12 protein-coding genes are annotated in these 14,296 nt (G+C 51.2%); 10 read left to right on the top strand and 2 right to left on the bottom strand.

Annotated elements, in window-relative coordinates:
- Positions 1 to 77: 77 nt before the first annotated feature.
- Positions 78 to 1,775 (bottom strand): copper amine oxidase, encoded by a 1,698-nt coding sequence (locus FGI41_RS05545; protein WP_176560131.1) that lies wholly within the window; start codon positions 1,773 to 1,775, stop codon positions 78 to 80.
- A gap of 269 nt (positions 1,776 to 2,044) precedes the next feature.
- On the bottom strand, positions 2,045 to 3,685 hold the full coding sequence (locus FGI41_RS05540; RefSeq protein ID WP_139488935.1) for a copper amine oxidase: 1,641 nt from the start codon (positions 3,683 to 3,685) through the stop codon (positions 2,045 to 2,047).
- 276 nt (positions 3,686 to 3,961) lie between these two features.
- On the opposite strand from FGI41_RS05540, the gene FGI41_RS05535 reads away from it, so the two are divergent.
- The 10 genes from FGI41_RS05535 (at position 3,962) to dapA (ending at position 14,047) form a co-directional block, all read left to right on the top strand.
- Positions 3,962 to 4,891, top strand: a complete 930-nt coding sequence (locus FGI41_RS05535) for a polysaccharide deacetylase family protein (RefSeq protein WP_255298336.1) — start codon at positions 3,962 to 3,964, stop codon at positions 4,889 to 4,891.
- A gap of 99 nt (positions 4,892 to 4,990) precedes the next feature.
- Entirely contained in the window at positions 4,991 to 6,244 is a 1,254-nt protein-coding gene (locus FGI41_RS05530; RefSeq protein WP_139488934.1) for a M16 family metallopeptidase, read from the top strand.
- Between the two features lie 25 nt (positions 6,245 to 6,269).
- Positions 6,270 to 6,737, top strand: a complete 468-nt coding sequence (gene dut, locus FGI41_RS05525) for a dUTP diphosphatase (RefSeq protein WP_139488933.1) — start codon at positions 6,270 to 6,272, stop codon at positions 6,735 to 6,737.
- Between the two features lie 139 nt (positions 6,738 to 6,876).
- Positions 6,877 to 8,877 (top strand): methyl-accepting chemotaxis protein, encoded by a 2,001-nt coding sequence (locus FGI41_RS05520; RefSeq protein WP_139488932.1) that lies wholly within the window; start codon positions 6,877 to 6,879, stop codon positions 8,875 to 8,877.
- A gap of 70 nt (positions 8,878 to 8,947) precedes the next feature.
- Positions 8,948 to 9,208, top strand: a complete 261-nt coding sequence (locus FGI41_RS05515; RefSeq protein ID WP_139488931.1) for a YlmC/YmxH family sporulation protein — start codon at positions 8,948 to 8,950, stop codon at positions 9,206 to 9,208.
- A gap of 117 nt (positions 9,209 to 9,325) precedes the next feature.
- A complete protein-coding gene (gene dpsA, locus FGI41_RS05510) occupies positions 9,326 to 10,225 on the top strand; it encodes a dipicolinate synthase subunit DpsA (protein WP_139488930.1) in 900 nt (299 codons plus the stop codon).
- Positions 10,222 to 10,818, top strand: coding sequence for a dipicolinate synthase subunit B (locus tag FGI41_RS05505; protein WP_139488929.1), 597 nt, complete (start codon positions 10,222 to 10,224; stop codon positions 10,816 to 10,818). Before dpsA ends, FGI41_RS05505 begins: the two co-directional genes overlap by 4 nt.
- 32 nt (positions 10,819 to 10,850) lie before the next feature.
- Positions 10,851 to 11,891 (top strand): aspartate-semialdehyde dehydrogenase, encoded by a 1,041-nt coding sequence (locus FGI41_RS05500; RefSeq protein WP_139488928.1) that lies wholly within the window; start codon positions 10,851 to 10,853, stop codon positions 11,889 to 11,891.
- Between the two features lie 12 nt (positions 11,892 to 11,903).
- Positions 11,904 to 13,127 carry an aspartate kinase gene (dapG, locus tag FGI41_RS05495; RefSeq protein WP_139488927.1) on the top strand — a complete coding sequence of 408 codons (1,224 nt, stop codon included), beginning with the start codon at positions 11,904 to 11,906 and terminating at the stop codon, positions 13,125 to 13,127.
- A gap of 53 nt (positions 13,128 to 13,180) precedes the next feature.
- Positions 13,181 to 14,047 carry a 4-hydroxy-tetrahydrodipicolinate synthase gene (gene dapA / locus FGI41_RS05490; protein ID WP_139488926.1) on the top strand — a complete coding sequence of 289 codons (867 nt, stop codon included), beginning with the start codon at positions 13,181 to 13,183 and terminating at the stop codon, positions 14,045 to 14,047.
- Positions 14,048 to 14,296: the final 249 nt, after the last annotated feature.

Here is a 14,296-nt window from a genome sequence, read left to right as displayed (position 1 = left end):
AACACGAAGGATAACTTCGAGTGCACAAGCTTTTTTTACTTTTATCGAGAAAAATCGATTCGAGTGTATTTACGCAGTTACCAACGGGAAGGGCGCAGGGTCGGGCCGACGATATGACTCCCGCCCGTCTCAGGGCCATGACTGAAGTGAGCCGCATACCAGAGGACGACGTCTTTATCAAACACATTCTCGCCTGTGAGGAATTTGTCCAGATTCGCTCTTGCTTTATTCGGATCAGTGGTGAAGCCCTGCCCGTCATCGATTTCATTGCCGTGATAGCGCAGCACCCAGACATCACCTACGCCGAACTCATCCTCTGTACCGTCATTGGGCCCTGGGATGAGAAAATAGCCTTCTCTGGAGTCGCGGTTCATCACGATCCATTGACGGTTCAGAGCGGGATCTCGGGGGCGCCTGACCTCATTGCGGATGAGATGCCAGTGGCGGTCACCCATGATCGGCGGGTCGTTAAACTCGAATACCATGTTGCTGTCAGCATTACGGATGTCAAAATCAAACCGCCAGTACACATGATGATGATGGGTGTTACACGTACAGGAGTTGGCAACCGCACTAAAGCCAAACCTAGGACGGATGATGCCGTCAGCAGACAGGCGCCATTGGCTGATGTAGCGGTACCAGCCTGCTTCCATCTCATTGGTCAGGATGACGTCTCCGCCCTCCACATGAATAACCGTACCAAGAAAATTCCCAAAATCACTGTCTGACTCCAAAATCGTGCGCGGGGCCGTCGCTGTCACGCGGAACGAGTTGACCTCCTGCAAAGCAGGGCCTGCTTCGATCATGCCTTCTTCCCATTGCCAGTCGCGGAATGGACCGCAGATATCCCGGTCGTAGCGGACGATGAGGATGGGAACATGTGCGCGGGCGAGTACTTTTTTGCCACGAAAACGGACATTGCGAAGCTCGATCCCTGAGCCGTTGGTTCCGGAAGAGGCGGAAGGGCGGACGGCGAGAAATCTCCATATATCTTCTGTCCCGATGCGAAAGATAATCTGCACCTGCCCAGGTATGCCACGGTTTGTGGTAGACTGCCGTTCAGGCAAAGGAGGATTACAAAGCAGTTCGCCAGCGACCGCATGGGGTGGCGCACCATCCCGATACCGAATCAGTACCGAACGCACCATGTTCACACCAACGATCTCATGTCTGATTCCTTCAACTAATGGAAACAATCCCACTGCCAAGATCCGCTCTGTCTGACCATCCGGCAGTTGCTGCTCAATCAGAGGCGGCATCGGCCGATATGGTCGGATCTGATTTTCCCGCAGTTGCCGCCCAATCACTGGGTCCTGCTCCAGCATCCGCACCGCGAGCGCGAACTCCTCAGCATTGGGAAGCGGTTGTATGCTTGATGTCTCCACCCGCAAGAGGTCAGGCTGGCGCAGATCGCCTGTCACCACAACGCTACGGTTATTCGTATAGTCATAATAGATCGCACGGAATGCGACGAACAGCTCCTCATCCTCATCTTCCGCGTATAGGTCATCCCTGCCATCCATATACCCATACTCACGGCCATTGTCCGGTGGATATGGCGCATTCCCATTCTCGGTGTCTGGCCCGGTCTCACCTTCTATTTTTCCTGCATCCAGCCATTCAAATGAAAGCAATAGATGCCGCGTACCGCGCAAATAGGATTGCACCATGGGATTTTCTTCGATGATACGAATCAGCTGCTCCAAATCCTGCTCACTAGGTCCGATTGGCCGGATCTCTATCGACAGCTCTCCGAAAGCCGTATCACGTTGCACGAGAATACCACCTTTCGCTATATACTGATCCATTTGCTTCCATTAGTACGCATATAGTCCTGTACGGGTGCCTATTGGTTGCCGTTTGTTTTCCTTCTAATCACATCGGACAAAGGACGAAAGGCAGGACACGTACAAAAGAATATCCCGGTTCGGGACGCACCAACAACGAAAAAAGCTGTGCAACACGAAGATATTCTTCGAGTGCACAAGCTTTTTTTCTTTTTCGTAGAAGTAGGTTTGTGAAAAAAATGGCAGGTAAGATGAATTTACCAGTTGAATGGACGCAAGGTGGGGCCCACGATCGCGGAGCCCTCACCACCGGGGGCATGGTCGAAGTGGGCTGCATACCACAGAACGACGTCTTCACCGAGTACGGATTCACGGTTGAGGAAGCGATCCAGCTGGGCTTTTACCTGTTCCGGACTTCCTGAGGTTCTGTTAACACCGTCATCAAACTCGCCGGAATGAAAGCGGAGAATCCACACATCCCCGACACCGAATTCTTCGTCCGCCGTTCCGTCATTAACACCTGGGACGAGGCGATAACCATTCCGCGTTGAACGGTTCATCACGAGCCACTGGCGATTGCTCTGGCGGTCGCGTTGTCGTCTGATCTCGTAGAATTTACGATGCCAAGGTTGATTCGGGAAGATGGGCGGACTATTGTATTCCCACACCATGTTGTTGCCAGCCGAACCGATATCAAAGTCGAACCGCCAATACACATGATGAAAGTGCCGGTTACAGGTACAAGAGTTGGCGACTGCACTGAAGCCAAAGCGTGGGCGAATCGTGCCATCTGCTGAAAGGCGCCATTCGCTGATATAACGATACCAGCCTGCTTCCATTTCGTTGACTAAAACCAGATCTGAGCCCTGAACGTAGATAACCGTGCCCCGAAAATTCCCTACGTCTCTCCCCGAATCCAAGATGGTGCGGGGAGGGGTGGCGGTGACACGAAACGAATTGACTTCTTGGAGCGCTGGACCCGCTTCAATCATCCCTTCCTCGTATTGCCAGTCACGGTACGGACCGCATACATCGTTTTGATAGCGGACGTTGAGGATGGGAGCATGGGCGCGAGCGAGAACCAGTCGGCCACGATAGCGGACATTACGCAGTTCGATTCCCGAGCCACGGGTACCCGAAGAAGCAGAAGGACGAATGGCAGTGAATTGCCAAATCACTTGTCCGCCTGATCGGAAGGTGACATTGACTTGCCCGGTGATTCCTTTATTGGTAGTGGATTGTACAGCGCTCGCGGGTGGTTCACAGACAATATCTGAGGCAATGGCACCTGGTGGCGCGCCATCTTCAAAACGGATCACGGTTGCTCGAACCATGTCCACGCCGACAATTTCATGCCGAACCTCTTCTGCAGACAAAGGAAGCAGACCGACCGCCAGAATTCGTTCGACCCTGCCGTCAGGTAACTCCGTTTCGATCAGCGGCGGCATCGGCCGATACGGGCGCAGGAGATTTTGCTGAAGCAGGCTCCCGAATACCTCATCTTGTTCGAGTATCTCCACAGCCATCGCGAACTCCTCATCAGTGGGCAACGGCTGTATACTGGACGTCTCCACCCTGAGCAAGTATGGTTGTCTCAGATTACCCGTCACGATTACACTTCGATTATGGGTATAGTCATAATAGATAGCACGAAATGCCTCAAACAAAAGCCCTTTTTCATTCCAGTCCCATTCCCAACCCCATTCGTGCCCTCTATCATCCTTTTTTTCCTCATCCAACCAATCAAAAGAAAGCAGCAGATGACGTGTTCCCCTCAGATATTTTTGCACCAAGGGATGATTATTGATCGTACGAAGCAACTTCTGAAAGGTTTCCTCGTTCGGACCTACAGGCTCAAGTTGCACCGACAGTCCTGTTGTCTCCCATTCCTGTTGCACGAGAAGCCAACTCCTTTCGTGGATGATGGAACTAATCACTCATGCATACGTGCCGAATTGCATACATGTGACTGGCTTTACAAGCCTTACTTCTAACGGGCACGGTTTGTACATAACATGGGACAAAGGACGAAATGCCGGACACATGCAAAAAATATCCCGGTTCGGGCATAATCATAGGGATAAGCATTCACGCAAAGGGTGATTGGAAGAGTGAGACGTAAGAAGAACAGAGGCCTGTTTTTGGTCGTAAGCATGGGATGGGTGTTTGTACTGATGAACGTAGTCACATCTCAGCCCGTCGACAAGTATATCAGCGTGGTCAAACACGACAGTGCGATGGTAGACCGCCCTCTCGACCAGGACGAAGACTTACGCAAACAGGTAGAGGAATGGAAGAAGACGATGGATCAAAAGCCACAGGATGCCTATCTCGATCCCGTCTGGAAAGCAACCCCCGGCTACAACGGCTGGGTAATAGACGTGGAAGAGACCCTGAACAATATGGAGAAGACGGGGAAGGAGGGGAAAGAACAGATTGTCTGGCGCGAGGTGGAGCCGAATGTGAAGCTGGAATCGCTCGGTGCCCATCCGATCTATCGCGGCAACCAGAGCAAACCTGTCGTATCGTTCATGGTCAATGTCGCCTGGGGAAATAAAGAGCTTGGACAGATCCTTGACATCCTGGACAAAGAAGGGGTGAAGACAACCTTTTTCCTCGATGGCTCATGGGTCAAAAAATACCCGGAGCTGGCCAAAGAAATTGCCAACCGCGGACATGAGATCGGCAATCACGCCTATTCCCATCCGGATATGAGCAAACTGGGGCCTGGAGCGATCCGTATGCAGATTGGCAAGACCCAATCCGTGATCGAAAAGACAACCGGCATCAAACCGACCCTGTTTGCCCCGCCATCCGGCTCCTTTAACCAAAGCACCGTGGATATCGCCCATGCTGAATTTAAGATGAAGACGATTCTGTGGACAGCAGACACCGTAGATTGGCGCAACCCGCCAGTCGATCAGATGGTGGAGCGTATCCGCACCCGGATCGGCAACGGCACGCTCATCCTGATGCACCCGACTGAATCATCGGCAGTAGGCTTGAAACAGATGCTCCAAATGGCGAAACAGCGTGGACTCACCCCGACAACCGTGTCGGAAGTCCTGAGCACACGCAGGCTTGACCAACCCCCTGGGAATTGATACAGTCGCTCTTATTGTAGTAGGGGGTATTTTTTGCTATAGTAGACAGTGTTATTTTTTATTAGGATAGGCTGTTCGATAGAGGAGGATATGATCCTTGTGATTCAACGATATACTTGCCCAAACGGTCTGCGGATCGTCACCGAAAAAATTCCAACCGTCCGTTCCGTCGCCTTAGGCGTCTGGGTCGGCACCGGCTCCAAGTTTGAGAATGACCGGATCAACGGGATTTCCCATTTCCTTGAGCATATGTTTTTCAAAGGCACGACCAGTCGTTCCGCAAAAGAAATCGCGGAGTCCTTTGACGAAATCGGCGGCAATGTGAATGCGTTCACATCCAAAGAGTACACCTGTTATTACGCACGCGTTCTTGATCAGCATGCAGATCTCGCGCTGGATATCTTAAGCGACATGTATTTTAACTCTACCTTTGACAGTGACGAACTGGAAAAAGAGAAGAATGTCGTCATCGAAGAGATCAGCATGTATCAAGACACACCAGATGATCTCGTGCATGATCTGATCGCAGAAGCCTCCTACGGCAACCATCCGCTGGGCTATACGATCCTCGGAACGGAAGAAGTCCTCAGAAGCCTTACCCGTCAAGACCTGCTTACATACATAGACCAACGTTACCTGCCATCCAATACGGTCATCACCGTAGCAGGTAACTTCGACGAAGCACTCATCGAAGCGATCAAACAAAAGTTCTCCACCTATACCCGTGCCGGTCAGCCTGTAGAAGTCGGCAAGCCGGAGTTCGCCGGCAAAACCATCCTCCATCACAAAGCGACCGAGCAGGCCCACCTGTGCATGGCATTCCCTGGCTTTCAAGTGGGACATAAGGATATCTACTCTTTGATTATCTTAAACAATATTTTGGGTGGCTCTATGAGCTCCCGCCTGTTCCAAGAAGTGCGTGAAGAGCGCGGTCTGGCATACTCTGTCTACTCCTACCACTCTTCCTACAAAGAAGCAGGTACATTCAACATCTATACCGGTACGGCGCCTGAGCATGCCAGCCAAGTGTTTGATATCGTCACTCAGGTGCTGCATGATGTCACCAACAACGGCATTACCCCACGCGAACTGAATAAAGGTAAAGAGCAGCTCAAAGGCAGCCTGATGCTGAGTTTAGAGAGCACCAACAGCCGGATGAACCGACTCGGCAAAAACGAACTGCTTCTTGGACACCATCTCACCTTAGACGAAATCACCGCCAGAATCGATGATGTGACCAACGAGAGCGTTCATCGGGTCGCCCAATCCATCTTCAAAAACCAACTGGCCCTCTCCATGGTTAGCCCGCTCGAAGCTTTCCCTGCCAATATGAAAACCGACGTACTTGTCTAGTCTAGTCAGAAGGAGAACGGTTCCCATGCTATCCATCAAAATCAAACCGGTCTCGCCGCTGATCGGCACCGACCTGCCTATCCCGTACTATGCCACTGCAGGCTCTGCAGGACTCGACTTGGCAGCAGCCATCGAGGAGGAGGTCGTGATTGCACCTGGTGAACGGGTCAAAATCCCGACTGGTATCGCCATTCAGATGCCCACGCCAGAAGTGGTCGGACTCGTCTTTCCCCGCAGCGGCAACGCTTGGAAATACGGAATTTCGCTGACCAATGCCGTCGGCGTGATCGACTCCGACTACACCGGTGAGATACAGGTTCTCCTGCAGAATCTCGATCCGACCGAATCCTTCACGGTGAAAAAAGGGGATCGGATCGCCCAGCTTCTGTTCATGCCCGTTCTACGCGCCGAGCTGAGCGTCGTAAACGATTTGGATGAAACAGAGCGCGGCAGCGGCGGCTTTGGCTCCACTGGTCTCCACACGATCAAGTAATGGAAAAAGAGGGACATTCTTCCTTGTGAAGAATCCCTCTTTTTTTCTGTAAAAAACTACAAAACAAAAAGAAGTTTAATACTATCAAAACAGAGGAATGTAATGGTTATACAAGCAAGAAAGGGAGGGCGACGGCGCCGTGAAATTCACTTCGATCCGTTTCAAAATGTTGCTAAATATTGCAATCATCCTGGTACTGTCATTTTCCATCAGTGGTTCTGTATATTACTACGAAATGAAGACCTTCATTGAAAGTGACGTAATGGATTCAACCAATGACAATCTTCAAGCCACCAGCAACACAGTTATCACCTATCTGGACAACTATGCTAAAGGGGTTAAGCTTTGGGCGTTGAACTATGATGCCTATAAGATTGAAGAAAAAGCGATCAACTGGCAGTTTCTCAACAACAAATTCAAGGACTACCGTACCGTCAATCCTTCCACCGAGATGCTATATGTAGGAACGGAAAGCGGCAAGATGTTTACCGAGCCAAAGGCAGACCTTCCAGCAGATTTTGATCCTCGCCAGCGTGAGTGGTACAAGCGTGCCTTGGAAAATCCGGATGAAGCCATCTGGACCGATCCATACATCACCGCAGACGGCAGCAAAAAAATGATCATTACCGTAGCAAAAGCAGTCATTGACCCTGCTACCCAAAAACCAACCGGTGTACTTGGTGCAGACATCAGTCTGGACGCTTTAATGGCTGATTTTAAAAATATTCAAGCAGGCTTTGGCGGCTATGTCTTCTTGTTGGATCCAAAAGGGGTGGCACTCGTTCACCCAACGTTGGTTGGTGAAAACCTGAATGAGAAGTACGACTTTATCAAACAAATTTATGATGCCAATGAAAAAGAAGGCATGGTTTCGTACCAATTGGACAACGCGGACAAGGTTTTGGCCTATCATAAAATTGACGGGCTGAATTGGATCATCGGTTTTGCCTATGAAGCAGATGCGATCTATGCCAAACTCTACGAGATCCGCAATCTGGTGCTGCTCGTATTCGGTATCACGCTGATTGCCTCTATCGTGATCAGCTATTTCGGGGCCACCCGAGTCACCAACCCACTCGTACAGCTGACCAAGCTGATGGGACGTGTCGCCTCTGGTGACCTGACTGTCAAAGCATCCGTCAAAGGCAAAGATGAAGTGGCCCAACTGGGTAATTACTTCAATCAGATGACCGATCAGATGAGCGGTCTCATCCAACAGGTAGTGGTTACGGCTACGGATGTCTCCTCCTCAGCGGCTCAACTCTCCGTCTCCTCCAATCAAGCGGTCAATACGAGCGAAGAAGTGACCCGGACAATCGGTCAAGTGGCAGCAGGCTCAGTCAATCAGGCCGAGCAGTCAGAGGTTGGGCATGAGAAGATGAATCAGTTGGCTGAAGCCATCGAGCATTTCCATGAAGCCAGCAAAAAAATGAGCGATCTGAGCCAAAGCGTTACCCAAGCCAACACGGAGGGGATGCGCCAAGTCGCTAATCTCAAACAAAAAACCAACGAGAACATGGATGTCATGGCATCGATCGGTCAGGCAATCAACTCGCTCGACTCCCGTGCCAAAGAAATCAGCGTGATCATCAATGTCATCACCGATATCGCCAACCAGACAAGCCTGCTCGCCCTCAACGCAGCGATTGAGGCGGCGCGTGCAGGTGAACACGGAAAAGGCTTCGCGGTCGTAGCAGGTGAGGTGCAGAAGCTTGCCGCCCAATCCAACAGCGCCGCCGAAGATATCCGCCACCGCATCGAGGCGATCCAGCAGGAAGCAGACCGTGCCGCAAGCGAGATGTCGACCAAAGGGCGCGCGATCGCAGAGACTCAGTACGTTTCGGTAGAAGACACAGAAAAGGCTTTTGCCGATATCAAGGACACCATCCAAGAGATCGTCGAGCAAGTCTCTGTCTTCACCCGTGAAGTCGATTTCGTCAGCCATGCCAAAGATGGTGCTCTCCTTGCGATCCAGCACATCTCCGCTGTATCTCAGGAAGCAGCCGCAGCAGCCGAAGAAGTAACGGCTTCTACTGAGGATCAGATGCGTGCGCTGCAAAACGTTCAACAATCTGCTGCGTATCTGTCCGAACTCTCTCAAAAGCTTCAGGAAGCGACAGCCCGCTTCACGCTCTCTTAATGAAAAAATCCGGCATAGCCCGGATTTTTTTGCGTATATCATAGCGAGTACAACTAAGGAGGACGATCCGATGCGGCTGAGTGAATTTAGCGGAAAAGAAATCATTGATCTTGATAATGGGGAGCGACGCGGTCAGATTGGACAATCTGATATGGAAATCAATCCACAGACAGGGGAGATCCGCTCGATTATCCTGCCTGGAGGCTCTTTTTTTGGCTTCGGCAAGAGAAGAGATGATATCGTCATCCCGTGGTCATCTATCGTAAAAATTGGGCCGGAGATGATCATCGTCGAGCTGAACGGCCAAAACAATGAGGCAACACTGAAATAGCCGTGTGTCACCGAACGATGGGGCGTCGAATACGATGTGGGTAGGTCATGATGATTGGAAAAACCTTTGCGTTTCGAGGTTTGCTTGCAGTAAAATGTTTGGAAAGGGGAACACAGCATGCTAACGGGAATCCATGTTGCCTTCGTCGGAGGCGATGCGCGCCAGTTGGAGGTCATTAAAAAATGCATCCAGCTCGACGCCACCGTTACCCTGTTTGGCTTCGATAACCTCGAAAGCAGCTTTACAGGGGCAACGAAGAAACCTTTGACATGCGAAGCGTTAAAGGACGTGAACGCCCTGATCCTCCCCATCGTCGGTACAGATGACAGAGGTTTTGTTGAGAGCATCTTCTGTTCAAAACCAATCCAATTAGAAGAAGAGCACTTCGCTTCCCTTCGAAAAGGGTGCGTCGTTTATACAGGAATCGCAAAACCATACCTCAAATCAATGCTCACGAACCAACGAGTACCTTTCGTCGAACTGCTGGAGCGGGATGATGTAGCCATCTACAATTCCATTCCGACCGTGGAAGGCGCATTGATGATGGCGATTCAGAATACCGACATTACGATTCACGGTTCCGAATGCATGGTTCTCGGACTGGGTCGTGTGGGGATGTCTATGGCACGCGCCCTGCATGCATTAGGAGCGCGTGTAAGAGTAGGGGCGAGAAGTCCGGAACATATCGCTCGCATTCACGAGATGGGCTTAACGGCCTTCCACCTTCAAGACTTAAAGCAGAACGTTTCAAATGTTGACATGATTTTTAACACAATACCGCATCTAGTGATAACTGCTGAAATCATCGCGCAGATGCCACAATCCACCCTGATCATCGATCTGGCCTCCAAGCCAGGCGGTACGGACTTCCGCTATGCGGAACGACGGGGGATGAAGGCACTCTTGGCTCCCGGCTTACCTGGAATCGTAGCACCGAAGACCGCAGGACAGATCATCGCCAACACCCTGTCCCGTTTGCTTGCGGCCCAAAATAATAACCAGGGGGAATCAAAATGAGCGATCTTACAGGCAAAACCATTGGATTCGGGTTGACTGGTTCACACTGCACCTTTGAAGAGACGATGCCGCAAATCCAGCGCCTCGTCGATGCAGGCGCACGGGTGGTTCCGGTTGTGACGAATACGATTATGACGACAGATACGCGCTTTGGGACATCGGAAGGCTGGCAGAAGCAGCTGCTGGAGATCACCGGGGAGAAGATCATCTCGACGATTCCGGAAGCAGAACCCCTCGGCCCATCGAAGCTGTTTGATGTCATGGTGATTGCCCCCTGCACGGGGAATACCACCAGCCGCCTGGCCAATGCCATCACAGACAGTGCCGTGTTGATGGCGACAAAAGCGACAATGCGCAATTTGAGACCCGTGGTACTTGCTATTTCTACTAATGATGGTTTAGGATTAAACGCAGCTAATATTGCAAAACTGATGGCCACTAAGAATATCTACTTCGTTCCATATGGTCAGGATGATCCAGTGAAAAAGCCCAACTCACTCGTGGCGCGCATGGACCTCATCCAGGAGACCATTGAAGCGGCTCTCGAGGGGCGTCAATTGCAACCTGTGCTGATTGAACGATTTAACTACTAACGCTAGAAGCACGATTTTAGGAGGAGACGAAGATGGAGAACCAGATGAAGGTAAATGTCGCCGTAGTTGGTGCGACAGGAGCAGTAGGACAGCAAATCATTCGTTTGTTGGAGGAGCGTAACTTCCCAATTGCCCAATTGAAACTGCTCGCTTCCGGCCGTTCCGCAGGGAAAACCGTTACGTTTAATGGCCAGGAAGTTGTGATCGAAGAAGCGAAACCAGAAAGCTTTGAAGGCATCCACTACGCCCTGTTCAGCGCAGGCGGCGCGATCTCCAAGCAATTGGCACCAGAAGCGGCCAAACGCGGTGCTGTATGTATCGACAACACCAGTGCGTTCCGCATGGAAGAAGGCGTGCCACTCGTTGTACCTGAAGTCAACATGGATGCTGCTCATCAGCATAAAGGGATTATTGCGAACCCAAACTGCTCGACCATTCAGATGGTTGCCGCTTTGAAACCTCTGTACGACCGTTACGGTATCGACCGTATCATCGTATCTACCTATCAGGCTGTATCTGGAGCAGGTCAATCTGCGATCAACGAACTGGTTGACCAGACCCGTGACATCCTCGACGGTAAAGAGCCACAAGCGAATATCCTGCCAGTAGGTAAACTCCCGGTTCACTATCCAATCGCCTTCAACGCGATTCCACAAATCGATGTGTTTACTGACAATGGCTTTACATTTGAAGAAATGAAAATGGTCAACGAGACCAAAAAAATCATGGGTGACGAGTCCATCCAAGTAGCAGCAACCTGCGTCCGCATCCCTGTCATGAGCGGTCACAGCGAATCCGTTTATGTGGAGCTCAAAGAAGACTACGATCTCGATGAAGTGAAGTCTCTGATCGCAAATGCACCGGGCATTGTGCTCGTCGACAACCTCGATGAACAAAAATACCCGCTTGCGGCTGATTGCGTAGGCAAACTTGATGTCTTCGTCGGACGTGTGCGCCGCGACCTGACACACCCACGCGGCCTCCATATGTGGATCGTCTCCGACAACCTTCTCAAAGGTGCGGCTTGGAACACAGTGCAAATCGCGGAGGAACTCATCAAGGCCAACCAATAGGAGAGAAGTACCATGAAGATACTTGTTCAGAAGTTCGGCGGCTCATCTCTCACCACAGAAGATTGCCGAATGAGGGCAATCACACATATCAAAAAGGCACTTGCCGAAGGGTACGCCCTCGTTGTCGTCGTTTCCGCCATGGGGCGCAAAGGTGACCCTTATGCGACTGACACGCTTCTGCAACTGATCAAACAAAACGGCGATGCGCTAAACCCCCGCGAACACGACATGCTCCTTCACACAGGCGAGATAATCTCAGCCTGCGTGATGTCGAGCATGCTCGGTGCGGAAGGCATCGAATCGACTATACTTACAGGTGGTCAGGCCAACATCGTGACTACCGACGATTTCAATAACGCACAGATCCAACACATCGATCCGTCTCGTATCAAAGAAGAGCTGTCCCAAGGGCGTGTCGTCATCGTTCCCGGTTTTCAAGGCCGTACCGATAACTGGGAGATTACCACATTGGGACGCGGCGGCAGTGACACCTCTGCTACTGCGCTTGGTGTGGCCTTACAAGCGGAGATCGTCGATATTTTTACCGACGTAGACGGCATTATGACCGCCGATCCCCGCATTGTAGAAGAAGCACAACCGCTGTCTACGGTTACCTATACCGAAATTTGCAATATGGCGCATCTGGGAGCCAAGGTGATCCATCCCCGCGCCGTGGAGATTGCCATGCAGGGGAATGTCCCGATCCGTGTCAGATCCACCTTTACCGAGGAGCCAGGCACGCTTGTGACCAGTCTGCACGAAGCAGGCAAGGTCATGGACGCTGTCCGCGACCGACTGGTCATGGGGATCGCGCATGTGCCAAACATTACGCAAATTAAAGTATTTGCCAAAGAAGGGCAATATGACACACAGTTGCAAGTATTCAAAGCAATGGCCAACAACGGAATCTCGGTTGATTTTATCAATGTGAATCCACTCGGCGTCGCATATACAGTTCATGACCACATGGCGCAAAAGGCAGCCAAGATCCTGACTGATATGGAATACGAACCACAACTACTGCCCCATTGTGCAAAAGTATCTGTGATTGGTGCAGGTATCGCTGGTGTACCAGGCGTCATGGCGCAAATCGTGGAAGCTTTGACGAGTCAGGATATTCAGATTCTCCAGTCTGCTGACTCGCACACGACGATTTGGGTATTGGTGCATGCAAAAGATATGGTGAATGCCGTTCGTGCCCTCCACCAGCAGTTTGCACTCCATCTCACAAGGTAATACTGAAAGACAGCAGGAATCAGGGTCAACTGTATGGAAAGGAATGATTGGCAGTGGCAATGTTCGGACGTTTATCAACAGCTATGGTTACACCGTTTAACGATCAATTGGAGATCGATTTCGATAAAACAGAGCGACTTATCGATCATCTCCTCGAAACCGGAAGCGAATCACTCGTGGTCAGCGGGACCACGGGTGAATCGCCTACCCTCACTGGCGAAGAAAAGCTGAAGCTCTTCCGCCACGTCGCTCAATACGTCGGCGGTCGTGCCAAAGTCGTCGCAGGTACAGGCAGCAACAACACCCAGCAGACGATCGAGTTCACGCAAGCTGCATCCCAGACAGGTGTAGACGCGATCATGATCGTCTCCCCGTATTACAGCAAGACCTCTCAAGAAGGTCTGTATCAACACTTTAAGGCGGTAGCGGAGTCCACTATGCTGCCGGTCATGCTCTACAACGTACCAGGCCGCAGCGTCGTCAACATGACCGCTGAGACCACTCTGCGCCTCGCAGAGCTCCCGAACGTGGTCTGCACCAAAGAAGCTTCCGGCAACCTCACACAGATCTCCCAGATCATCGAGCACGCCCCAGAAGGCTTCGAAGTATACTCCGGCGACGATGGCCTCACTCTGCCAATCCTCGCAATCGGCGGTGCTGGTGTCGTCTCTGTAACCAGCCACGTGATTGGGAAAGAAATGACAGAGATGGTAAACGCTTTCTTCAACGGCGAAGTACGCAAAGCAGCGGATATCCACCGCAAGCTCGTACCGGTATTTGAAGGGATGTTTAAGTATCCATCTCCGACACCTGTCAAAGCTGCGCTTAACAAAATGGGCGTGGATGTTGGCGGTGTACGTCTGCCATTGGTTGAGCTGAATGATGAAGAGAAGGCGTTTGTATACTCCCTGTTGGGATAAGTATGGTGGGGGAATCCTGCCGTATTGCTTTTCTCTTTGATTAAGCAGTAGGTACGGATAAGAAGCATACGTACCTTAAAAGATGTAATCGTATATGGAAAAGAGTCTGTTATAATGACAGGCTCTTTTTTGCGTTTTCTAGGGGAAGTTTGGCAAGCGGTGTAAGTGGTTGTTGGATGCACGGAACAACGAATGGAACCAGATTGCAGCTAAAAAGAAAAGAGGACGGAGCAATGATCGCCCCCGCCC

The sequence above is a fragment of the Brevibacillus dissolubilis genome, from assembly GCF_006170445.1.
GTDB classification, from domain to species: Bacteria; Bacillota; Bacilli; order Brevibacillales; family Brevibacillaceae; genus Brevibacillus_B; species Brevibacillus_B dissolubilis.
The sequence above is the reverse complement of the archived record's forward strand: the minus strand, read 5'-3'. Positions and strand labels throughout refer to the sequence as shown.